General features: G+C 66.3%; 19 protein-coding genes and 1 tRNA gene. 2 read left to right on the forward strand and 18 right to left on the reverse strand.

The annotated features are described in order from the left end of the window. Nucleotides 1–29: 29 nt before the first annotated feature. The 15 genes from CXB49_RS04870 to CXB49_RS04940 all read right to left on the reverse strand — a co-directional run bounded on the left by CXB49_RS04870 (nt 30) and on the right by CXB49_RS04940 (nt 13,970). Nucleotides 30–1,631, reverse strand: coding sequence for a DUF3369 domain-containing protein (locus tag CXB49_RS04870; RefSeq protein ID WP_101707353.1), 1,602 nt, complete (start codon nt 1,629–1,631; stop codon nt 30–32). Then, nucleotides 1,628–3,139 (reverse strand): sensor histidine kinase, encoded by a 1,512-nt coding sequence (locus CXB49_RS04875; RefSeq protein WP_158300616.1) that lies wholly within the window; start codon nt 3,137–3,139, stop codon nt 1,628–1,630. Before CXB49_RS04875 ends, CXB49_RS04870 begins: the two co-directional genes overlap by 4 nt. A 145-nt stretch (nt 3,140–3,284) precedes the next feature. After that, nucleotides 3,285–4,208 (reverse strand): DMT family transporter, encoded by a 924-nt coding sequence (locus tag CXB49_RS04880; RefSeq protein ID WP_101707356.1) that lies wholly within the window; start codon nt 4,206–4,208, stop codon nt 3,285–3,287. A gap of 66 nt (nt 4,209–4,274) precedes the next feature. Continuing rightward, nucleotides 4,275–5,735 carry an NAD(P)H-hydrate dehydratase gene (locus CXB49_RS04885; protein WP_101707357.1) on the reverse strand — a complete coding sequence of 487 codons (1,461 nt, stop codon included), beginning with the start codon at nt 5,733–5,735 and terminating at the stop codon, nt 4,275–4,277. A gap of 1 nt (nt 5,736) precedes the next feature. Further along, complete coding sequence (locus CXB49_RS04890; RefSeq protein ID WP_101707358.1) at nt 5,737–6,345, reverse strand: flavin prenyltransferase UbiX; 609 nt, start codon at nt 6,343–6,345, stop codon at nt 5,737–5,739. Between the two features lie 64 nt (nt 6,346–6,409). Then, entirely contained in the window at nt 6,410–7,252 is an 843-nt protein-coding gene (gene rapZ, locus CXB49_RS04895; RefSeq protein WP_101707360.1) for an RNase adapter RapZ, read from the reverse strand. Beyond that, a complete protein-coding gene (gene hprK / locus CXB49_RS04900) occupies nt 7,233–8,189 on the reverse strand; it encodes an HPr(Ser) kinase/phosphatase (protein ID WP_101707362.1) in 957 nt (318 codons plus the stop codon). The genes rapZ and hprK overlap by 20 nt, the downstream gene beginning before the upstream one ends. Continuing rightward, nucleotides 8,182–8,643, reverse strand: a complete 462-nt coding sequence (ptsN, locus tag CXB49_RS04905; protein ID WP_101707364.1) for a PTS IIA-like nitrogen regulatory protein PtsN — start codon at nt 8,641–8,643, stop codon at nt 8,182–8,184. Before ptsN ends, hprK begins: the two co-directional genes overlap by 8 nt. Nucleotides 8,644–8,765: 122 nt before the next feature. After that, nucleotides 8,766–9,104 carry a ribosome hibernation-promoting factor, HPF/YfiA family gene (gene hpf, locus CXB49_RS04910; RefSeq protein ID WP_101707365.1) on the reverse strand — a complete coding sequence of 113 codons (339 nt, stop codon included), beginning with the start codon at nt 9,102–9,104 and terminating at the stop codon, nt 8,766–8,768. A gap of 68 nt (nt 9,105–9,172) precedes the next feature. After that, nucleotides 9,173–10,570 (reverse strand): RNA polymerase factor sigma-54, encoded by a 1,398-nt coding sequence (locus CXB49_RS04915; RefSeq protein ID WP_101707366.1) that lies wholly within the window; start codon nt 10,568–10,570, stop codon nt 9,173–9,175. A 6-nt stretch (nt 10,571–10,576) separates the two neighbouring features. After that, nucleotides 10,577–11,305: an LPS export ABC transporter ATP-binding protein gene (lptB, locus tag CXB49_RS04920; protein WP_101707367.1), complete on the reverse strand. Its 729-nt coding sequence runs from the start codon at nt 11,303–11,305 to the stop codon at nt 10,577–10,579. Continuing rightward, nucleotides 11,302–11,865: a lipopolysaccharide transport periplasmic protein LptA gene (lptA, locus tag CXB49_RS04925; protein WP_101707368.1), complete on the reverse strand. Its 564-nt coding sequence runs from the start codon at nt 11,863–11,865 to the stop codon at nt 11,302–11,304. Before lptA ends, lptB begins: the two co-directional genes overlap by 4 nt. Further along, entirely contained in the window at nt 11,855–12,424 is a 570-nt protein-coding gene (gene lptC, locus CXB49_RS04930) for an LPS export ABC transporter periplasmic protein LptC (RefSeq protein ID WP_101707369.1), read from the reverse strand. Before lptC ends, lptA begins: the two co-directional genes overlap by 11 nt. Beyond that, complete coding sequence (locus tag CXB49_RS04935; protein WP_101710608.1) at nt 12,421–12,945, reverse strand: HAD family hydrolase; 525 nt, start codon at nt 12,943–12,945, stop codon at nt 12,421–12,423. The genes lptC and CXB49_RS04935 overlap by 4 nt, the downstream gene beginning before the upstream one ends. A 44-nt stretch (nt 12,946–12,989) precedes the next feature. Continuing rightward, nucleotides 12,990–13,970: an SIS domain-containing protein gene (locus CXB49_RS04940; RefSeq protein WP_101707370.1), complete on the reverse strand. Its 981-nt coding sequence runs from the start codon at nt 13,968–13,970 to the stop codon at nt 12,990–12,992. A 122-nt stretch (nt 13,971–14,092) separates the two neighbouring features. Here CXB49_RS04940 and CXB49_RS04945 point away from each other — a divergent pair, with 122 nt between their 5' ends. Then, the gene (locus CXB49_RS04945) at nt 14,093–16,063 is read left to right on the forward strand and encodes a cation:proton antiporter (RefSeq protein ID WP_101707371.1); all 1,971 of its coding nucleotides are present in this window, start codon (nt 14,093–14,095) and stop codon (nt 16,061–16,063) included. 200 nt (nt 16,064–16,263) lie between these two features. Here CXB49_RS04945 and CXB49_RS04950 read toward each other — a convergent pair whose 3' ends face one another. Continuing rightward, entirely contained in the window at nt 16,264–18,414 is a 2,151-nt protein-coding gene (locus CXB49_RS04950; RefSeq protein WP_101707373.1) for an AsmA family protein, read from the reverse strand. A 56-nt stretch (nt 18,415–18,470) separates the two neighbouring features. Further along, a tRNA-Gly gene (locus CXB49_RS04955) sits at nt 18,471–18,544 on the reverse strand. Between the two features lie 407 nt (nt 18,545–18,951). Between CXB49_RS04955 and CXB49_RS04960 the strand changes: the two genes are divergently transcribed. Continuing rightward, complete coding sequence (locus CXB49_RS04960) at nt 18,952–19,527, forward strand: hypothetical protein (protein ID WP_158300617.1); 576 nt, start codon at nt 18,952–18,954, stop codon at nt 19,525–19,527. An 18-nt stretch (nt 19,528–19,545) separates the two neighbouring features. Here CXB49_RS04960 and sgrR read toward each other — a convergent pair whose 3' ends face one another. Next, nucleotides 19,546–21,231, reverse strand: coding sequence for an HTH-type transcriptional regulator SgrR (sgrR, locus tag CXB49_RS04965; RefSeq protein ID WP_101707376.1), 1,686 nt, complete (start codon nt 21,229–21,231; stop codon nt 19,546–19,548). Nucleotides 21,232–21,282 lie beyond the last annotated feature (51 nt).

A 21,282-nucleotide genomic window follows, 5' to 3' on the forward strand; every position in this document is an offset into this window, starting at 1 on the left:
CGGGCTGCCGTTTTTGATTGGCGGCTCGCTCACTCGCCGAACTGCACCGGCAGTCGGTCTTCCTCGACCAGCTTGGTCAAGGCCTGCACCACCAGCGGATCGAACTGGCTGCCGGCGCGGCTGCTGATGTACTTCATCGTGTCCTCCATGCTCCACGGCTCCTTGTACGGCCGCTTGTTCAGCAGCGCGTCGAACACGTCTATCACCGCGACGATGCGCGCCGACAGCGGGATGTCCTGGCCCTTGAGCTTGCGCGGATAGCCGTTGCCGTCGAAGTGCTCGTGGTGGCCGCCGGCGATTTCCGAACCCAGCGACAGATAGCTGGTGCCCTCGACCATCTTCGCCGACTTGTCGAGGATCTGCGAGCCGATGGCGGCATGCTGCTCCATCACCGTGCGCTCCTCCGGGTCCAGCTTGCCCGGTTTCAGCAGGATGTTGTCCGGGATGGCCACCTTGCCGATATCGTGCAGGATGCTGGCCATGCCGACCATGTCCATGAACTCGCGGCTCATCAGCTCCGGATAATGGCCCTGATTGACCATTTCGCCGGCGATGGCGTCGGCCAGCTTCTGCACTCTGAGCACGTGGTCGCCGGTGTCGGTGTCGCGGAATTCGGCCAGGTCGGCCAGCGCCACCACCGTCGCCTCCTGCGCGCTGCGCAGCTGGTTGTACAGATAGAGGTTGTCGTAGGCGGCGGAAATCCGCTGACAGAACACATCGAGCAGATCGCGCTCGACGCCGTCCAGCGGCCACTGCGGCATGAAGTGGACGGCGAATTCGCGCTTGTTGCGCGAGGTGATGTACAGCACGTCGTATGGATGCTGGTAGATGCTGCGCTTTTCCTTGAACACCTGCTGGAACACCGCGGCCAGGTGCGGTTCGTTGGTCAGGTCGCCGGCATCGGCCAGATATTCGTAGGCGCCGGACACGGCGAGGATTTCCAGTTCCGGTCGGCCGCTGTGGTGGTTCTCGTTGCGCACGCACAGGATGCCGTCGGTGCCGATGTCGAGCAGGGCGCTGATCTGGCGCAGCACGCCGGAGGCGAATTCGCGCAGCGAGTGCAGCTGGTACAGGTCGGACGCGCTCTCCAGTATCTTGGCCAAGCCCTGGCGGTTCTTTTCCAGCGACACCAGGTTCTCGTAGGCGCGCAGCGACGCGATGGTGGTGGTGAACAGCTTCTGCGTGGTCAGCTCGGTCTTGGTCTTGTAGTCGTTGATGTCGTAGTTGAGTATGACTTCCTGCTCCGGCGCCTGGCCGGGCTGGCCGGTGCGCAGCACGATGCGCACCACGCCGTTGTCGAGCTCGCCGCGGATGCGGTGCACCAGCCTGAGTCCGGCGTCCTCGCTTTCCATCACCACGTCCAGCATGATCAGCGCGATGTCCGGATGCTGCTGCAGCTCGATGAAGGCCTCGGCGCCGCTATAGGCGCTGATCAGCTCCAGCGGACGCTCCTTGTAGCTGATGCCGCGCAGCGCGATGCGGGTGGCGGTGTGCACGTCCTTTTCATCGTCGACGATCAGCACCTTCCACGGCTTGCGCAGCTCGGAAGGCCGCTGCGCTGCTTCGCCGTCCGCGTCGCCGTCGTCCAGCAGCCAGTTGTCCTCGTCGGGAGGCAATGTCTCGGTGCTCATGCCACGTTCTCCTTATGCTGGACGGTGGGCGCGACGCAGGGCATGTCCAGCTTGAAACGGGTGCCTTGCCCCACTTCGCTGTGCGCCTCGATATTGCCGCCCAGCCTTTGCCGCACGATGTTGTAGACGATGTTGAGGCCCAGGCCGCTGCCGCCGCTGCCGCGACGGGTGGTGAAGAAGGGATCGAAGATCCGTCCCAGGTTTTCCGGCGCGATGCCCTTGCCGCTGTCGCTGATGCTGAGCGACACGTGCTGGGCATCGTTGCGGTGGGCTTCTATCACGATGGTGCCAGCAATCTCGCCGCTTTCATAGCCGTGTATCAGCGCGTTGACCACCAGGTTGGTCAGCACCTGGGCCAGCGCGCCGGGGTAGCTGTCCAGCAGAATGTCTTCCTCGCACTGGATGTCTATCGCCACCTTGGTGTGCTTGAAGCGCGGCTTCAAGCTGGTGATCACCTCGTTCAGGTAGTCGTGCAGATGGAAGCTGCGTCGCGCCTCGCTGGTCTGGTCCACCGCCACCTGCTTGAAGCTGTGGATCAGGTTGGCGGCGCGCTCGGAGTTGGCCAGGATCAGCTCGCAGCATTCCTGCGCGGTCTCCAGATAGCTCTGGAAGTCGCTCTTCTTGATATTGCCGCTGTCCAGCTTGCCGGTGATGTGCGAGGTGGCGGTGCCCAGATGGGAGGCGGCGGTCAGCGTGATGCCGACCGGGGTGTTGATCTCGTGGGCGACGCCGGCCACCAGGCTGCCGAGCGAGGCCATCTTTTCCGCCTCCACCAGCGTTTCCTGCGTCGCCATCAGCTGGCTGTAAGCCTGCTGCGCCTTTTCCTTCTCTTCGCGGGCGATGGCCTCGGCCGCCGTCCGTTTCACCAGGTCGGCCGCGGTGCGGGCGACGATGCGGTTGAAGCCGTTGACGATGCCGCCGATCTCGTCGTCGGCCAGATGGGTGATCTGGGCGCCGGTGGCGTCGGGCGCGCGTATCGCCGTGTTCAATGCCTGCTGCAGCTTGGCCAGCGGCTGGAAGATGAAGCGCTGCAGATTGAAGGACATGATGAAGAAGATCATGCCGTCCAGCAGCACGATCTGGGCGATGATGGTGATCAGGTGCTGGTCCTCGCGGGCGCGCAGCGCGTCATGAGACAGATAGACGGTGGCGGTGCCCAGGTGTTCCTTGCCCTGGTAGACGATGGGAATCTTCATCATGTCGTCCACCTTGGGACGCTCGTTCGGCAGCATGTCGCGCAGCGTGCCGTTGCCATCGCGGGTGCGGCCGAGATTGAGGCCGCTCTCCCCCTTGACGTTGATGGCGATCACCGACGGCCAGCTCAACTCGCTGTCCAGCGCCAGACGGACGTTCTCGTCGTCCAGTTGCCAGATGCCGTGTGGCAGCGACAGCGATAGTCTGGATTGCACCGCGGCTCGTTGGGTCTGGAAGTCGCTCTGGTCTATGCCGTAGTCATGAAGATAGAAATACAGCCCGGTGCTGCCCAGAATGGTGGTGATCCATGCCATCAGCCATAACATTAACCTTGTCTTGATGCTTTTCATGGCGCCTGTTTAATTCGTACCCTCAGAGTGAATCGTAGGCAGATCGGACGCGAATTGCCATGACCGATCAAACACTGTGTGCGCGGATGCCGTGTCGGTGCCGCCGCGCTCAGGTCGAGCCATCGGCCGCCGGCTGCGCAGAAGTCCGGCGCAGCGGCAGTTTCTGCGCCGCCAGGCCGCCCAGGATCAGCGCCAGGCCCAGCAGCGTCGACGGCAGGATGGCCTCGCCGACGATCAAGTGGATCAGCAACAGAGAGACCAGCGGCGACAGGAAGATCAGGTTGGCGATGCTGGCGGTGTTGCGCGTCAGCTTCATCGCCGACAGCCACAGCACGAAGGTGAAGCCCATCTCCAACGCGCCGACGTAGGCGGCGCCGGCCAGCCCCTGCCAGGACGGCGGCGTCAGCTGGCCGTGCCAGGCGCACCAGGCCAGGCTCAGCGGCAGGCTGAAGGCGAAGTTCAGAGTCAGGCCCAATACCGGCTCGCGCGAGTCGCGGGTGTTGAAGATCCAGTAGCCGGCCCACAGCAGCGTCGAGGCCAGCGCCAGCATCACGCCCAGGCGGTTGGAGAAGTGCAGTTCCAGCAACTGGCCGCGGGTGCCTATCACCAGTACGCCCAGATAGCAGACCAGCGCGGCGACGGCGTCCTGGGCGCGCAGCCTCTGCCTCAGCAGCGGCACCGCCAGCAGCGTCATCGTCAGCGCCCAGGTGTAGTTGATCGCCTGCGCTTCCTGGGCCGGCAGCAGCGAGTAGGCCTGGAACAGCACCAGGTAGTAGACGAAGGGGTTGACCGCGCCGAACAGCAGCGAGCTTTTCCAGTGGCGGCGGCAGGCGGCGGCCAGCTCGGGCAGCCGCCGTTGCCAGGCGAGGATGGACAGCAAGGCCAGCAGCGAGGCGGCGCTGGCGTATAGCACCAGCTGCATCGGACTCAGATGCTGCAGGCTGAGTTTGAACGCGCTGGCGACGGTGGACCAGGCCAGCACGGCGCCGAGACCGAAGGCGTAGGCTTTTTTCTGGTTGGGGGCGAACGACAAGACGGCTCTCCGGGTGATGGGCTTTGCCGGTCGATGTTAACCACAAACCGCCGGTAGCGGCAAAGCTCAGTCTCCGGTCAGCAGGCGATTCAGCGCGCAGCGGATCCGCTCGACGGTGGCGGAGGCGGTCAGGCCGATCGGGCCGCCGGCTTCGCGCCGGTAGTCGTCGCCGGCCAGGCCGTGCAGCCGCACCGCCAGCGACGCGGCGTCGAAGGCCGGCAGGCCCTGGGCCAGCAAGGCGGCGATCAGGCCGGTCAGCACGTCGCCCTGGCCGGCGGCGGCCAGTTCCGGCCCGCCGCTGGTGTTCAGCCGGTAGTAACCGTCGGGGCGGACGATCAGGCTGCCGGCGCCCTTCAGCACGACGACGCAGTTGAAATGGACGGCCAGCCGGCGGGCGTGCTGCACGCGGTCGGCCTGGACGGCGGCGGTGTCCAGCTGCAGCAGCCTGGCGGCCTCGGCCGGATGCGGCGTCAGCACGGTCGGCGCCAGACGCGCGGCGGCGAGGCCGGCCAGGTCGCGGCTGGCGGCGATCAGGTTCAGCGCGTCGGCGTCCAGCACCAGAGGGCAGGCCTGCTGCAGCGCCTGCTTCAGCAGATGCTCGGCCAGTTCCTGTTGCCCGAGTCCGGGGCCGATGGCCAGCACGTCGGCGGCGGGCAGGGCGGCGATCCGGTCCGCCGGCCGTATCATCAACTCCGGGGCGGCGGGGTCCACCGGCAACCTGTCGTCCAGCGGGCACAGATACACCTTGCCGGCGCCGCCGGCCAGCGCGCTGCGGCCGGCCAGCAACGCGGCGCCCAGCATGCCGGGGGCGCCGCCTATGATGGACACCGCGCCGTAGCTGCCCTTGTGGCTGTCGCGCGGCCGGGCCAGCATGGCGGCCGACGCGCGGTTCAGCTCGCCCTGGGCTTCCGGATAGCGTTCGGGGGGACAGTCCAGCGTCGCCAGCTCCACCCGGCCGGCGAGATCGGCGCCGGGGCCGCCGAACAGGCCGGGCTTGTGGCAGAGGAAGGTCAGCGTGTGGTCGGCGCGGAGCGCCGCGCCCAGTGGCTGCCCGGTATAGGCGTCCAGTCCGCTGGGGCAGTCCAGCGCCAGTCTGGCGCAGTCCAGCCGGTTCAGCCGGGCGATCAGATCCTGCCAGGCCGGGTCCAGCGGCCGGGACAGGCCGATGCCGAACAGGCCGTCGATCAACAGCGCCGGCGGCGGCATGTCGGCCGGCAGCTCGGCCAGCACGACGAGGCCGGCGTCGTCGGCCTGGCGGCGGGCCGCCCGGCACTCGGCGCTGTTAGGCGCCGCCGGCTGCAGCACGCGCACCGGATGGCCGCGGCCTTGCAACTCCAGTGCCGCGTACAGCGCGTCGCCGCCGTTGTTGCCGGGGCCGGCGCAGACCAGCAGCGGCGCGCCGGCCGGGCAGTGGCGCGCGACCCAGTCGGCGACGGCCAGCGCGGCGCGGCGCATCAGCTCCAGCTCGCCGGCCGCCTTCTCCAGCCGGCGCAGCGCTTCCAGGCTCAGGATGGCGTCGGCGCCCATGTCATTCTCCCCAGCGCGGCGTCAGCGTCTGCGCGACGCCCAGTTGATCGAGGATGCGCGACACGACGAAGTCCACCATGTCGTCGACGCTGGCCGGGTGGGTGTAGAAGCCGGGAGACGGCGGCAGGATCACCACGCCCAGCCGGGCCAGGTCCAGCATGTTTTCCAGATGGATGGCGGACAGCGGCGTTTCGCGCGGCACCAGCACCAGCGTGCGCCGCTCCTTGATGCAGACGTCGGCGGCGCGCTCGATCAGATTGTCGCTGAGGCCGTGGCGTATCGAGGCCAGCGTGCCCATCGAGCATGGACACACCACCATCGCGTCCGGCGGATTGGAGCCGGACGCCGCCGGCGCGAACCATTCCTCGCGACCGTACACTTCCAGCTGCTCGGGCGGGGCGGGGTAGCGTTCCAGCAGCCAGGCCTTCATCTCGGCCGGGCGCGACGGCAGCGTCAGCTGCATTTCCTGCTTGGCCACCACCTGGGCGGCCTGGGAGTACAGCACCCAGACCCGGATGCCGGCGGCCAGCAGGGTTTCGATCAGGCGCAGGCCGTAGGGCAGGCCGGAGGCGCCGGTCAGGGCGACGGTGACGGTTTTGCGGCGGGACATCGGAATTCTCCAGCCGGCGCGGCGGCGGCGCCGGCGCAGGGCGGACGGAGGCCGTCCGCCGGGGTCAGGTTTCGCGGTACAGTTGGCGGTGGCGCACCAGCACCTGCCGGTCGGCGAAGGCGCGGGCCAGGCTCTCGGTGATGAAGACCGAGCGGTGCTGGCCGCCGGTGCAGCCGACCGCCACCGTCAGGTAGCTGCGGTTTTCCTTGCCGTAGCAGGGCAGCCATTTGGCGATCAGCGCCTGGATGTCGGCTATCATCTCGGCCACTTCCTGGTGGCCGGCGAAGAAGTCGATGACGGGCTGGTCGCGGCCGGTCAGCGGACGCAGCAGCGGATCGTAGTAGGGGTTGGGCAGGCAGCGGGCGTCGAACACGAAGTCCGCGTCCTGCGGCAGGCCGTGCTTGAAGCCGAACGATTCGAAGATCAGCATCGGCCGGCTGCCGTCGGCGTCCAGCAGCTCGCGCACCCAGCTTCTGAGCGCGTTGGCCGACAGTTCGCTGGTGTCGATGCGGGTGCCGAGTTCCGGTATGTCGGCCAGCATCTCCTGCTCCAGCCGTATGCTTTCCTCCACCGTGATGCCGGCGCCGGACAGCGGGTGGCGCCGGCGGGTCTCGGAGAAGCGCTTGACCAGCGTTTCCCGCTTGGCCTCGAGAAACAGCAGCCGCACGTCCATGCCCTGGCCGCGCAGGCGGGCGACCACGGCCGGCAGCGCGCTGAGCGACGGGCCGGAGCGGGTGTCGACGCTGATGGCGATCTGTTCGTAGCCGAAGTCGGCGTACAGCGCCATCGCCTCGGGCAGCATCGTCGCCGGCAGATTGTCCACGCAGTAGAAGCCGGCGTCCTCCAGCGCGCGCAACGCCACCGACTTGCCGGAGCCGGACAGGCCGCTAATCAATATCAGGCGCATTTTCCTGGTCCCGTAGGAAGTTGGTGTGGCGTTCGATGAATTCGCGGGTGCTGTCTATGCCCCTGAGCTGCAGGATGTAGTTGCGCACGGCGGCCTCCACCAGCACGGCCAGGTTGCGGCCGGCGGCCACCGGCAGCACCACCTTGCGCACGGTGACGCCTATGATGTCCTGGGTCTCGGACTGGATGTTGAGCCGGTCCAGCGCCTGCATCGCCTGGTCGTTGGCCTTGACCAGGTGGATGATCAGTTTCAGCACCTTTTTCGGCCGGACCGCGGTCTCGCCGAAGATGGTGCGGATGTTGAGGATGCCGAGGCCGCGCACTTCGAGAAAGTCGCGCAGCAGCGGCGGGCAGCGGCCCTCCAGCGTGTCCGGGCCGATGCGGTACAGCTCGACGGCGTCGTCGGCGACCATGCCGTGGCCGCGCGAGATCAGTTCCAGCGCCAGCTCGCTCTTGCCCATCGCCGAGTCGCCCATGATCAGCACGCCGATCTCGAACACGTCGAGGAAAACGCCGTGCAAGACGGTGGACACCGCCAGCGCGCGGGCCAGGTAGATCCGCAGCACGTCCATCAGGTACGGACTTTCCAGCGTGCTGCACATCAAGGGCACGTTGTGGCTGTGGCAGTAGTCGCGCAGCAGCCGCGGCACCGGCTGGTTGTTGGCCACCATCACCACCGACATGCTCTTGTGGAACAGCTGGTCCAGCGCGGTCTTGGCGGCCGACTGCTCCAGCTTGTTCAGGTAGTCGACTTCGGCCAGGCCCAGCACCTGCACCCGGTTCGGGTGGATGAAGTTCAGGTGGCCGACCAGCGCCAGCGTCGGGCGCTGGTCGTCGTTGCCGATCACATTGTCGGAGCCGCCGGTGCCGGCCACCCAGGTCAGATTGAGTTTCTGCTGATTTTCCTGGTACAGCCTGCGTACGGTGATGCTAGGCATTGGGGGTCCATTCGCTGAGCAACTGGTAGAGTTCGTCGCGGTTGGCGATGGCCAGCATCTTCTCGCGCATCTGGCGGCTGGAGAACATCTGCGCCAGTTCGGACAGGACCTGCAAGTGCAGGTCGGTGGCATGCTCGGGCACCAGCAGCACGAACAGGCACTGCACCGGCTTGCCGTCCGGCGCGTCGAACGGGATCGGCGCCTTCAGCCGGATGAACACGCCGGTGGCTTCCTTCAGGCCGCGGGCGCGGCCGTGCGGAATCGCCACGCCCTGTCCCAGTCCGGTGGAGCCCAGTTTTTCGCGGCTGAACAGGCTGTCGAAGATCTCGCTGCGGGCGATGCCGCGGGTGTTTTCCACCAACAGGCCCACCTGTTCGAACACCCGCTTCTTGCTGGAGACATCCAGATCGAGCAGCACATGGTCCGGAGTCAGGATTTTGCCGATGAGATTCATATTGGGTTATGCATGCGGCTCTTGGAGAAACCCGGAATTCTACGTTGCCTTGATAGTACTGAAAACCGGCAAGCGCAAAGAAAAACGGGAACCGTCCGGTTCCCGTTGCCTTCAGAGTCGCGTCACAGCGAGGCTTGCACAGCTTCGCCGGAACTTTGGCCGGTGCCCTGCGCGCGATGCTCGGTCAGCTTTTCCTTGTACTTCAACACCTGGCGATCCAGCTTGTCCATCAGCAGATCGATGGCGGCGTAGAGGTCTGCCTCGGACGCCTCGATGTGGATGTCCTTGCCGGACAGGTGCACGTTGACTTCCGCTTTTTGAACCAGTTTGTCCACCGAGAGAGTAACGGAGATGTCGATCACATGGTCGACGTGGCGGGTGATGCGCTCCAGTTTGTTTTCGATGTATTCGCGCAGCGACGGGGTGACTTCCAGGTGCAGGCCAGTTACTTTGAGGTTCATACCCTAGCTCCTTCTGGTGTTGACCGCCCGGTCGGGTTGCCGGGCGGCATTGTATTTCTCAAGGCCTGTCACAGCGCCTTGCGCAGATTCACCGCCGGAATCTGCATGGCTTCACGATACTTGGCTACGGTGCGTCTGGCAACCTGTATTCCCTGGCGGGCCAGCGCGTCGGCGATGGCGCTGTCGGACAGCGGTTTCGCGCGGTCCTCGCCGTCTATCATGCCGCGTATGTGAGCCTTGATGGCGGTGGCGGAGCATTCCCCTCCGCCGTCGGTTTCCAGCGAACTGCCGAAGAAGTACTTGAGCTCGAACAGGCCGCGCGGGCAGAGCAGGTACTTCTGGCTGGTCGAGCGGGAAACGGTGGATTCGTGCAGGCCGATCTCGTCCGCGATATCGCGCAGGATCAGCGGCCGCATCGCCACTTCGCCATGTTCAAAGAACGATTGCTGCCGTTCAACGATAGCTTCCGCCACTTTCAGAATAGTGTCAAATCGCTGCTGGATGTTCTTTACCAGCCAGCGCGCCTCCTGCAGCGGGCCGGCCAGTTCGCCGCCGGCGCCGCGTTTGTCGGCCAGCAGTCGCTCGTACAGGCGGTTGACGCGCAGCCGCGGCATCGCCGAGCGGTTCAGTTCGGCGACCCAGCGGCCGCGCAGCTTCCTGACCGCGATGTCGGGAATCACGTAGTGGATGTCGCCGTGGCCGTAGCCGCTGGCGGGGTAGGGGTTCAGCCGGGAGATCAGCGCCTGCGCCTGGCGCAGCGCCTCGTCCTGGCAGCCGAACAATTTCTTCAGCTTGGCGTAGTCGCGCCCGCCCAGCAGCTCCAGGTGTTCGCGCGCGATCTCCAGCGCCAGCGCGCGGCCGGGCTCGTCGGCCGGCCGCCGCAACAGCTGCAGTTGCAGCGATTCGGCCAACGAGCGCGCGCCGACGCCGGCCGGATCGAACTGCTGCAGCAGTGTCAGGCCGATGGCCAGCTCGTCGCTGTCCAGCTGCAGCTCCAGCGGCAGATTGCCGGCCAGCTCGTCGAGGTCCAGCGGCAGGTAGCCGTCGTCGTCCAGCTCTTCGATCAGCAGGCAGGCCACCGCGCGGTCGCGGTCGCTCAGCGCGATCTCCCCCAGCTGCGCCAGCAGGTGCTCGCGCAGGCTGGGCTGGCTGGGCACGTTGAGCATCGGATCATAGTCGTCGTCGCCGCCCTGGCGGGCGCCTGCGCCCCAGTCCAGCAGCTCGCCGGCGCCGTCGTCACGGCCGTCGGCGTCCTGCGTTTCGCCGGCGCCGCTGTCGGCGCCGTCCGGCGCGGCTTCGCCGTCGTGCGGCTCGTCGCCGCGCTCCAGCAGCGGGTTGTCGAGCAGGAAGCGATCCACCTCGGCTTGCAGGTCCAGCGTGGACAGCTGCAGCAGTTTGATCGATTGCTGCAGCTGTGGCGTCAGCGTCAGTTGCTGCGAGACCTTGAGCTGAAGGGCCTGTTTCATCGCCGCTTACAGATGGAAGTGCTCGCCGAGGTAGACCTCGCGCACCTTGTCGTTGTTGACCAGCTCCTCCGGCTGGCCGGAAGCCAGCACCGAGCCGTCGCTGATGATGTAGGCGCGGTCGCAGATGCGCAGCGTCTCGCGGACGTTGTGGTCGGTGATCAGCACGCCGATGCCGCGTTCCTTCAGGAAGGAGATGATTTTCTGGATGTCGATCACCGCGATCGGGTCGACGCCGGCGAACGGCTCGTCCAGCAGGATGAAGCGCGGTCGGGTGGCCAGCACGCGGGCGATTTCGACCCGGCGCCGCTCGCCGCCGGACAGCGACAGCGCGTTGCTGTCGCGCAGATGGCCGATGTTCAGGTCGTCCAGCAGCAGATCCAGCTCCTTCTCCAGCTCCTTGCCCTTGCGGCCGGAGATTTCCAAGATGGCGGCGATGTTCTCCTCCACCGTCATCCGGCGGAAGATCGACGCCTCCTGCGGCAGGTAGCCTAGGCCGAGCTGGGCGCGCTGGTGTATCGGATAGCGGGTGATGGAGGCGTCGTCCAGCCGGATGTCGCCGTCGTCGGCGCCGATCAGGCCGACGATCATGTAGAAGCTGGTGGTCTTGCCGGCGCCGTTGGGGCCGAGCAGGCCGACGACTTCGCCGCTCTCAATGCTCAGCGAGACGTCCTTGACCACGGTGCGCTTCTTGAAGCGCTTCTTCAGGCGGGAAACGGTCAGTATGCTGGGGCTCATCGCGGGTCGGCTCCGGCGGCGGGCTTGGCGGCCGCGGGCTGCGAGGCGGTGTTCTTCGGCTGCAGGATCACAGTGGTGCGGCCGCCCTTGCCGGCTGCCGCGCCGCTGCCGCCGCCGAGCACCTGGTAGGTCTCGTTCTGGGTGTCGTAGGTGATCACGGTGCCTATCGCCAGGTCGCCGTTGCGCTTGACGCGGGCGTTGCCGGTCAGCACCGCGCTGTGGGCGGCGCTATTGTAATCGAGCTTGCTGGACTGGCCTTCGACCCAGCCGCCGTTGTTGTCCATCTTCTGGCGGAAGGTGACGATGCGGCCGGTGGCCTGCAAGGTCTGGTTGCCCTGTTTGTCCTGGGTGGCCACCACCTTGTCGGCGTTCAGGCGCAGCGTGCCCTGCACCACGACCACATTGCCGGTGCAGACGGAAACGCCTTTGATCTGGTCCATGGTGCAGCCGTTGTCGCTGGTGATTTCCAGCGGCTTGTTGCGGTCGGCCTGTTCGGCCTGAGCGAGCGCGGAGGCGGCCAGCAGCAGGCTGGCCAATGCGATTCGGGACTTATTTGGCATAGGTGATCTTGGTTGTGGACAGCAGGTGGAGCAGGCCCAGCGGCTCCTGGTAGGTGAAGCCTATCGAGTTGGCCACCGAATTGCCGTGGTGTATCACCGACGGTGCTTTCGAGCTGGCGTAGCGTTTGCCGGTGTCGACGAACATCGCGCTGCTTTCCAGCCGGGTTTCCGGTTGCTTGCTGTCTGCGGGTTTGATCAAAACGACTTTCTTGTCGAAGAAAGCCTGCTGGTTCTTGTTGTTGTAGCGGCCGCTTTCGCCGATGACGCGGTATTGCAGCGTCCCTTGCTGATACTGGTACAGGTCGGGATTCTCGAAATAGGCGTCCGGCTTGCCCGGATATTGCCACATCCGGCTGGCGATCAGCTTGTCCAGCAGCAGGCCCTGCTTGTCGTAGCGGGTGGCGACCATGCTTTCCGCGACGTACTCCGGCTTGTCTGGATCCAGGTCGCGGCGGTGGCTGTCCCAGCGCGAGATCTGGTCCAGCCACACGGTCAGCAGCGCGGTCAGGCCGATCAGCAATATCGGGAACAGCCGGTGCGAGCGCAATAGCTTCATCATGCCAGATACCCGGCGACGACGGCGTCGAAGGTGCCCTGCGCCTGCATGATCAGTTCGGCCAGCTCGCGCACCGCGCCGTGGCCGCCCGGATTGCCGGTGACGTAATGGCAGTGCTGGCGCACCTGCGGCGGCGCTTCGGGCACCGCCACCGCCAGGCCGACGCGGGTCAGGATCGGCAGGTCAATCAGATCGTCGCCGATGAAGGCGCAGGCGTCGAGGCTCAGGCCGGTCTTGTCCAGCAGGTCGGCCAGCGCGACCTTCTTGTCGTGCACGCCGCCGTAGTAGTGGTCTATCTTCAGCGCGCGCGCGCGGTGCTCGACGCAGCGGTCGGCGCGGCCGGAGATGATGGCCAGCTGCACACCGGTGCCTTGCAGCAGCCGCAGGCCGAGGCCGTCCTGAACATAGAACGATTTGCTTTCCTCGCCCTGGGCGTTGTAGTAGATGCGGCCGTCGGTCATCACGCCGTCCACATCCATGATCAGCAGCTTCACCTTGCGGGCCTGCTCGGAAATCATGCGCATTGCTTGGTCCTTGCGGCCGTCCGCGGGGCGCGCGGACGGCGGAATCAAAATACGCCTGCTCGCAGCAGGTCGTGCATGTGCAGCACCCCGGCCAGCTTGCCGGCCTCGTCCACGACCACCAGGCTGGTGATCTGGTGCTGCTTCATCAAAAAGCCGGCCTCGGCCGCCAGTTTGTCGGCGACGATGGTGCGCGGCGAACGGCCCATCACCTCGTCTATCTGCAGGCGGTAGACGTCGACGCCTTTTTCCAGCGTCCGGCGCAGGTCGCCGTCGGTATAGATGCCGTGAAGCGCGCCGGCGGCGTCGCAGACGGTCACCATCCCCAGCCGCTTCTGCGACATTTCCAGCAGCGCGTCCTTCAACAGCGTGCCCGGCGCCACCCGCGGCAATTCGGCGCCGCCGTGCATCAGGTCGCGCACGTGCACCAGCAGCCGCCGGCCCAGGCTGCCGCCCGGATGGGACAGCGCGAAATCGCTCTTGCCGAAGCCGCGCACCTCCATCAGCGTGACCGCCAGCGCGTCGCCGAGCGCGATCTGCGCGGTGGTGCTGGTGGTCGGGGCCAGGTTCAGCGGGCAGGCCTCCTTCTCGACATGCGAGTGCAGCAGGATGTCCGCTTCGCCGGCCAGCGTCGAGTCGGCGCGGCTGGTCATCGCGATCAGCCGTATGCCTTTCAGCTTCAGCGCCGGCAGCAGCGACACCACCTCGCCGGACTCGCCGGAGTTGGACAGCGCGATCACGATGTCGTCGCCGGTGATCATGCCGAGGTCGCCGTGGGCCGCCTCGGCCGGATGGACGAAGAAGGCCGGCGTGCCGGTGCTGGCCAGCGTAGCGGCGATCTTGCGGCCGACATGGCCGGACTTGCCCATGCCGGTGACGATGACGCGGCCGGAGCAGGCCAGTATGGCTTCGACCGCGTCCAGAAATTCGCCGTTCAGGCGCTCGGCCAGCGTGTTCAGCGCGGCGGCCTCGGTATGCAGCACCTCGCGCGCCGTTTCCAGGCGGCTGACGGATTGTGTTTTTTCCATAAGGCAAAAGTATATCAAAGGTTATAATCGATTGACGCGCGCGCTGGTGCAACTTTTGCTTGGCCGTCGCTTTTTCCCCGTTTTTCCCCCTCCGAAACCTTCCCCGGGAGACCCGACCGCCGATGCATTCCCTGGCCCCTATCGTCCTTGTCCTGTTGTCCGCCGTGCTGGCCGTCACCCTGTGCCGCAGTCTGAGAGTGCCGGCCATGCTTGGCTACCTGGTGGTCGGCTTCACGGCGGGGCCTGGCGCGATGAACCTGATCCCGCAGGGGGAGGAGACCGCCTTTCTCGGCGAAATCGGCATCGTGTTCATGATGTTCACCATCGGCCTGGAGTTTTCGCTGCCCAAGCTGAAGGCGATGCGGCGCCTGGTGTTCGGCGTCGGTTTCGCCCAGGTGGCGTTGACCATGCTGCTGGTCGCGGCGGCCATCGCTCATCTGACCGGCAGTCCGCTGACTGGTTTCGCGATCGGCGGCGCCTTGACGATGTCGTCGACCGCCATCGTCAGCAAGCTACTGGCCGAGCGGCTGGAGTTGAACCAGCCGCACGGCCAGTTGGCGATAGGGGTGCTGCTGTTCCAGGACATCGCGGTGGTGCCGCTGCTGATCATGCTGCCGGCCTTCGCCGGCGGCAGCGAGACGCTGTGGCTGGACCTGGGCAAGGCCGGCGGCAAGGTGGTGGTGGTGCTGGCGCTGCTGCTGTTCTTCGGCCAACGCCTGGTGCGGCCGTGGTTCCACCTGGTGGCGCGGCAGCGCTCCGGCGAGCTGTTCATGATCAACGTGCTGCTGGTGACGCTGGGGGTGGCCTGGCTGACCGAATTGTCGGGCCTGAGCCTGGCGCTGGGCGCCTTCGTCGCCGGCATGCTGATCTCGGAAACCGAATACCGTTATCAGGTGGAAGAGGACATCAAGCCGTTCCGGGACATCCTGCTCGGCTTCTTTTTCATCACCGTCGGCATGCGGCTGGAGTTCTCGGTGCTGTTCGACCGTTTCGGCGAGGTGATGCTGATGCTGGCCCTGCTGCTGCCGCTGAAGCTGGCGGTGGTGTTCGGTCTGGGGCGCTTGTTCGGCCACCGCTCCAACGATTCGCTGCGCGCGGCGCTGGCGCTGGCGCAGGGCGGAGAATTCGGCTTCGTGCTGCTGGCCTTGTCGATGAATCTGAAACTGGTGTCGACGCCGACGGCGCAGGCCGCGATCGCCGCGATACTGATCTCGATGCTGGCGGCGCCGTTCCTGATCCTGTACGGCGAGCGCATCACCCGCCGGCTGATCAGGCAGGACTGGATGCTGCAGTCGCTGGACCTGCACCAGATGCTGGTGGCAGGCATGAGCAAGAGCGAGCACGTGCTGATCTGCGGCTACGGCCGCAGCGGCCAGGCGCTGGCGCGGCTGCTGGAGGCGGAAAACATCAATCTGTTCGCGCTGGACATGGATCCGGAGCGGGTGCGCGAGGCCGGCGAGGCCGGCGACCAGGTGGTGTTCGGCGACGCCGGCAAGAAGGAAGTGCTGATCGCCGCCGGCCTGATGCGCGCCCGGGTGGTGGTGGTGACTTTCGCCGACACCCACGCGGCGCTGCGCATCCTGCACGCGGTGCGCGAGGTCAGGCCGGAGTTGCCGGTGATCGTGCGGACGATAGACGACAGCGAGATGGAACTGCTGCGCGGCGCCGGCGCCGACGAGGTGGTGGCCGAGGTGATGGAGGGCAGCCTGATGCTGGCCTCGCAGGCCTTGCTGGAGGCCGGGGTGCCGCCGAGCCGGGTGCTGCGCCGCATCCGGGCGGTGCGCGAGGAGCGCTACGACCTGTTCCGCGGTTTTTTCCGCGGCAGCAGCGACGAGGTGGAAAGCCTGGACGACGAATTGGTGCCGCGCATGCTCAGCGTGCAGGTATGCGGCGGCGCCGCGTCGATAGGCCAGCCGCTGGGGGCGCTGGAGCTGGAGGCGCTGGGAGTGGAGGTGAAGGCGATACGCCGCCAGCGGGTGCGCCGCACCGACTTCGACGCCAGCTTCGAAATCGGCGCCGACGACGTGCTGGTGCTGCTGGGCACGCCGCAGCAACTGGCGCTGGCGGAGTCCCGGATACTGCAGGGCGATTGAACGCAATGGTGCGTCGCCCCGTTGGGGTGACGCACCCTACCGAAAGCATTTTCCACCGACAGCGCATCGACGACCCATCACACGTAGGGTGCGTCACCCCGAAGGGGCGACGCACCGTTGGGCGACGCACCGATGGGCGACGCACCGTTGGGGGGATGTACCGATGGGCGACGCACCATCAAAGCGGCGCGCCGTTCCGTTCAGGGCAGTATCGTGGTGATCTGCTTCTGCAACTGCTGCTTCAGCGCCTGTTTCTTCTCGCCCTCGGTCTTCTTGCCCTTGACCATCGCGTTGAAGTCCAGCGCGTATACCGGGGCGTTGATCGGTCCGGTGATCTTCAGCGGCACGTTGACGCCCTTCAGCCGGGAGAATTCCTGCGGGTTGGCCTGCACGTCCATCGTGTAGTCGACGATGTTCTGCTTCAGGTCTATCTTGCCGCCGCCGGCGACATTGACCAGCTGCGACGCCAGCTTCAGGTCCTGGCTGCGGGCGATGCCCTTGTCCAGTTTCAGGCTGGTGGACAGCGTCGAGAAGGTGGTCCGCTGGTCGTTCTGCGCGGCGCCGTTCCATTCCTTCAGTTCGGCCGGCAGATTCTTCAGCGCCGCCACCAGGTCTATGCCGGTCAGCGCGCCGTTGTTCAGGCTGAACGAGGCGTCGCCGTTCAGCGTGCTGCGCAATTCGGCGAACGATTTGCCGTCGGCGCTGATGTCTATCTTGCCGTTGCCCTTGCCGTCCAGCCGGCTGAAGTTGAACAGGTCCACCAGCAGCGGGCGTATCTTCATGCCCTGCAAGGTCTGCTTGACCTGCAGATGGGGGGCGTCGCGCCGGCTCAGCGACGCGTCGCCTTGCAGACGGCCGTCGTAGATGTCGGCCGACATCTGGTCCAGTTCGACGGCGCGCGGATTGATGCGCACATTGCTGCTGATGTGGTTGATGCGGAAGCGGCCCATCGCCAGCTCGCCTATCGCCACCTTGCCGTTCAGGTCGAAGAAATCCAGCCAGTCCAGCGGGATCTCGTTGGTGTTCTGGAAGATGGCCACCGGATCGCCCTGGGTTTCCGGCAGATAGCGGTTCAGGTCCAGCTTGCCGATGTTCAGCGTGGCTTCGTGGCGCGGCTTGATCAGGCCGTACTGGCTCAGCGTGGCGGAAACGTCGGAACCGTCCAGCTTGCCGGCGACGCGCAGATTGAAGCGCGGCTCGTCGACGTCGCCGTCCAGCGCGCCCTCCATGCTGGCCACCAGCCTGCCGCGCGGCAGCGCCGGCGTGGTGATGGTGCTGGTCAGCTTCAACGGCTCCATCCTGAGCTGGTTCATTGCCGCCAGCGAGAACGGCGCGTTCAGCTTGACGTTGACCCGGGTGTCGCCGGCCAGCCAGTTGAATTCGCCGTCCAGCTTGTCGGCGTACAGGCCGCCCTCGCTCAGCTTCAGATTGTCCAGCGCCGCCTGCAGCTGGTACTGGCTGCGGGCGTAGCTGAGCTTGGCGCTGATGGTGCCGGACGGCATCGTCAGCTCGCGCAGGCTGGCGTTGATCTGCGGCAGCGCCAGCTTCACTTCGCTGCTCGGACGCTCGCTGCTGAAGCTGACGGTCACGTCGCTGCCGGTGGCCTGCAGCGAGGCGAAGTTCAGCTTGTACTGGCCGGCGATGGTCAGCTTGGTTTCGCCCAGGCCCTGGATGTTGCTGATCGCCACCGCTTCCAGCTGCGGCAGGCTGACCTGGTCGTCCTGGATGGCCAGCGGGGTGTTCAGCGCCAGCCGCACCGGCCGCTTGTCGTCGTCCAGGATGGCGCCGGCGCTGACGCTGGCGGTGCCCAGCAGGCCGTCCGCGTCCAGGCTGATGCTGGATAAGCGCTTGTCGGTGCGGGTCGGCTGGTCGGACAGCAGCAGCGTGCCTTCGCGTATGCGCAATTGGTCCAGCTTGACGCTGTAGCCTTCCTGGCTGCGGTGCTGGAACAGGTCCGCGATATTGAGCCGGCCGTCCAGGCTGCGGCTGATGTTGACGCTGGGGCCGTACAGCTCGACCGCCTTGATTTCGCGGGTGCCGAACAACAGTGGCATCCAGGCCAGCGACACGCGCAGCAGTTCTACGCGGGCGAACACGTCCGACTTGCCGGCCTCGCTGACGCTGACTTTCTCTATGTCTATGCCGGGGGAGGGAAAGACCGCCGGTGTGATGCGGCCGTCGATGTGGACGACGCGGCCGTTATTTTGCAGCGCGCGCACCAGGCTGCCGCGCACGGCGGCCTCGTCGAATTGCCAGTAGATCAGGGCGCGGATCAATACCAGCAGCAGGACCACGGCCACGGCGCCGTAGGTCGCAATTCTTAGCCACAGCCGGCCTGAGTTCAATTTCATCTGATATCGCTCGGAGAGGCCATGCATGAAGGATTTTTTGGGAGGCGGGAAGCAGGTGGAGCGGGTGAAGGGAATCGAACCCTCGTCGTAAGCTTGGGAAGCTTCTGCTCTACCATTGAGCTACACCCGCGCGCTTCGCTAGAGCGGGAGAATGTAGCCGGTTTCGCCGGGCTTGGCAAGGTTTTGCGATGCAGCAAAAGCACCGGGCCGACGAGGTTTTGCCGGCCGCCGCCGCGATGGTCCGGCTAAGTGACTGAGCGGGAAAGAAAGTCGCGCGCCGGCGCTCGGCGTCAACCGGCGGATGGCGGCGCCGGCTTGTTGAAAACATTTTTACCAGTTCATTCATGATGACATTGGACTGTCATCGGCATATGCTAGCGGTCCCGTCGTGCTGAAACGGCGGGCGGCGGGACGCGTGGGGCGCGTGCCGTACCATAAAGAACCGCGCGCTGGGCGGACCCGGCGGCGATCACGGCTTGAGGAATGAGGGGGAGGCGACCAGGGGGTCGACAATCTTGTTTCGGGATCATGCTGAAAATGCGCAAGTTATTGCAAGAAGTGCTGTTGTGTCTGGCGCTGGCCGCCTCGTGGATCGGCGTTGCCGGCGCGGCGGAAGCGATCCGGCCCTATCAGGGGCCGTTGAAATGCCAGGCCGGTTCGGTCGACGAAGTCTGGATAGATCAGCGGCTGGGCTGTCTGCAGCCGGGCCAGGCCTTCATCGTCAACGCGGTCGGCGCGGCCGGCGCGGTCCAGGACGTCGCCTACGTGGTCAACGAGGCGATGTACAACCCCGATTTCGATCTGATCAATGAGCGCAAGGTGCGCTATTTCCAGTCCTTCCTCTGCGTGCGCAACGCGCCGCGCGACATCCGGCCCCTGTTCCTGTCCGGCGATCTGGCGACGGCGCTGAAACTGAGCAATGTGGACCGCAAGCCCGACGGCATCGGCCCGACCCCGGTCAATCTGTCCGGCGGCGATCGCGCCGGCTGGCAGCCGGCCAGCTGCGACCCGGCCCGGCATCCGCTGATCGTCGACTACCGCAGCGGCAGGGTGGAGTCGGTCAATCCGCTGGCCTTGCAACAGCTGGACATCTACGAATTGCCGTACAAGTGAGCGCCGGCGCCGCGGGCGCTACATTTCCTCCGGCCGCAGCCAGGCGGTTTTGAAATCGAACCAGCCCATGCTGTTCAGGCGGAAATCCTCGATCTGGCCCGGCCCCTTCAGCCGCAGCCAGTTGTGGAACAGCGGCAACAGCCAATGCCGCTCCACCGTCTGTTGCGCCATGTCGTGGGCGTGGACGCGGCCGGCGCGCCAGTCGCCGAGCCAGCGTTGCAGCGGCAGCGCCGGCTCGCAGCAACGCCGCAGCAGCGGCGTGCCCAGCAGCCAGGCCGGCACCGCGTAGTCGATGTCGCTGCTGAAGTTGACCGTTCCCAGCCACAGATCGGCCTCGCCCAGGCCCTGTTCCCAGTCGCCGTAGCTGTATTCCCGGCATCGCAGCGCGATGCCGTGCGCTTGCAGGCATTGGGCCAGGGCGGCGGCGATCTGCCGGTATTCTGGATGCTGTTCGTAATAGGCCAGCCGCAGTTCGGCCAGCGGCGGCGCGGCGGGCGCCGGCTGCGGCCGGCCGTGGTGCCAGCGCGGCAGCAGGCCGGAGGCGGCCACCCAGTATTGACGCGTGGCCGGCTCGGTGCGCTGCATGACGGCCAGCGGCGCCAGCGTCTGCGCCAGCCAGTGCCGGACGGCGTCGTCGCGCATCGGCGCGGAGCGGCCGTCGCAGAGCAGGAAATAGACGCCGGCCTCCAGCGACATTTCGGTCCGGGACTCGATCGGCCTCGGATTGATTTCCACCGTCAGGTCGCAAACGCCCTGGGCGGCCAGCTCCAGCTGGTCGCCCAGGTCGGGCACCATCCAGATGTCGACCTGGTCGAGCAGCGCGCGATAGCCGAAATAGTCGTCGAAGGCCTGCAGCGACAGCCGGTGCGCGTCGTTGGCCGCCACCCGGTACGGGCCGGTGCCGACTGGGCGCGAGGCGAAGTCGGGGCGGTCGGCGTGGCCGGCCGGCAGGATCATCGCGGCCGGGTCGGCCAGTAGTCTGGGCAGCCAGCGGTCCGGCTCGGACAACTCCAGCGCCAGGCTGCGCGGCGACAGGCTGCGCACCGCGGCCAGGTGGGCGAACAGCGGCTGCTCGCGCAGCCGCCGCATGCTGGCGGCGATGTCGTCCTGGCTCAATTCGCCGCCGTCGTGCCAGCGCACGCCGGGGCGCAGGTGGAAGTGCCATTCCCGTTCCGAATGCTGTTGCCAGTGATGGGCCAGATCGCCTTCTATTTCCCCGTTTTCCTCGTTTAGCCGGGTCAGGCCGTTGAAGATCTGGCTGACCAGATGGCGCTCGGAACGCCTGAGCGGCGTGCCCGGGTGCAGATTGGGCATCGGCCGGTAGTAGGGGACGCCCAGCACCTGGCGGTTCTCGCTCCAGCGACGGCCCAGTCTGGACAGCAGCACCGGCGCCAGTTGCCGCGGGTCGTCGCCGAGCAGGCCGACGGCTTGTTCCACCCGGCCCTGCTCCAGCAGCAGTTCGGCCTGCCGGCGTTGCAGCTGGCCGACATCGCGGAGGAAGCGCAGGTCCGAGCGCTGGCCGCGCCCGGCGCGGGGATGCCAGGCCAGCCAGCCCAAGGCCTGCATCTGGACCAGCAGGCCGCGCATGTGGCGGCGGGTGCAGCACAGCAGATCGGCCAGCTGCTGCAGCGAGACGGCGCTGTCGCGGCCTTCCAGTTGCCGGTGCAGGCGGCTGTAGTGATGCAACAGGCGTTTATGGCTCATAAAGAGGAACAATGTAGGAAAAAGTCAGCAATTTTTTGTTCATGTTATCAG

Source organism: Chromobacterium sp. ATCC 53434, assembly GCF_002848345.1.
Classification (GTDB): Bacteria; Pseudomonadota; Gammaproteobacteria; order Burkholderiales; family Chromobacteriaceae; genus Chromobacterium.

Bases quoted from the DNA above. Each gene is read 5' to 3' on its own strand.
- CXB49_RS04870 (WP_101707353.1), bottom strand. From the start codon at position 1,631: ATGAGCACCGAGACATTGCCTCCCGACGAGGACAACTGGCTGCTGGAC.
- CXB49_RS04875 (WP_158300616.1), bottom strand. From the start codon at position 3,139: ATGGCATGGATCACCACCATTCTGGGCAGCACCGGGCTGTATTTCTAT.
- CXB49_RS04885 (WP_101707357.1), bottom strand. From the start codon at position 5,735: ATGGGCGCCGACGCCATCCTGAGCCTGGAAGCGCTGCGCCGGCTGGAG.
- CXB49_RS04890 (WP_101707358.1), bottom strand. From the start codon at position 6,345: ATGTCCCGCCGCAAAACCGTCACCGTCGCCCTGACCGGCGCCTCCGGC.
- rapZ (WP_101707360.1), bottom strand. From the start codon at position 7,252: ATGCGCCTGATATTGATTAGCGGCCTGTCCGGCTCCGGCAAGTCGGTG.
- hprK (WP_101707362.1), bottom strand. From the start codon at position 8,189: ATGCCTAGCATCACCGTACGCAGGCTGTACCAGGAAAATCAGCAGAAA.
- ptsN (WP_101707364.1), bottom strand. From the start codon at position 8,643: ATGAATCTCATCGGCAAAATCCTGACTCCGGACCATGTGCTGCTCGAT.
- hpf (WP_101707365.1), bottom strand. From the start codon at position 9,104: ATGAACCTCAAAGTAACTGGCCTGCACCTGGAAGTCACCCCGTCGCTG.
- CXB49_RS04915 (WP_101707366.1), bottom strand. From the start codon at position 10,570: ATGAAACAGGCCCTTCAGCTCAAGGTCTCGCAGCAACTGACGCTGACG.
- lptB (WP_101707367.1), bottom strand. From the start codon at position 11,305: ATGAGCCCCAGCATACTGACCGTTTCCCGCCTGAAGAAGCGCTTCAAG.
- lptA (WP_101707368.1), bottom strand. From the start codon at position 11,865: ATGCCAAATAAGTCCCGAATCGCATTGGCCAGCCTGCTGCTGGCCGCC.
- lptC (WP_101707369.1), bottom strand. From the start codon at position 12,424: ATGATGAAGCTATTGCGCTCGCACCGGCTGTTCCCGATATTGCTGATC.
- CXB49_RS04935 (WP_101710608.1), bottom strand. From the start codon at position 12,945: ATGCGCATGATTTCCGAGCAGGCCCGCAAGGTGAAGCTGCTGATCATG.
- CXB49_RS04940 (WP_101707370.1), bottom strand. From the start codon at position 13,970: ATGGAAAAAACACAATCCGTCAGCCGCCTGGAAACGGCGCGCGAGGTG.
- CXB49_RS04945 (WP_101707371.1), top strand. From the start codon at position 14,093: ATGCATTCCCTGGCCCCTATCGTCCTTGTCCTGTTGTCCGCCGTGCTG.
- CXB49_RS04950 (WP_101707373.1), bottom strand. From the start codon at position 18,414: ATGAAATTGAACTCAGGCCGGCTGTGGCTAAGAATTGCGACCTACGGC.
- CXB49_RS04960 (WP_158300617.1), top strand. From the start codon at position 18,952: ATGCGCAAGTTATTGCAAGAAGTGCTGTTGTGTCTGGCGCTGGCCGCC.
- sgrR (WP_101707376.1), bottom strand. From the start codon at position 21,231: ATGAGCCATAAACGCCTGTTGCATCACTACAGCCGCCTGCACCGGCAA.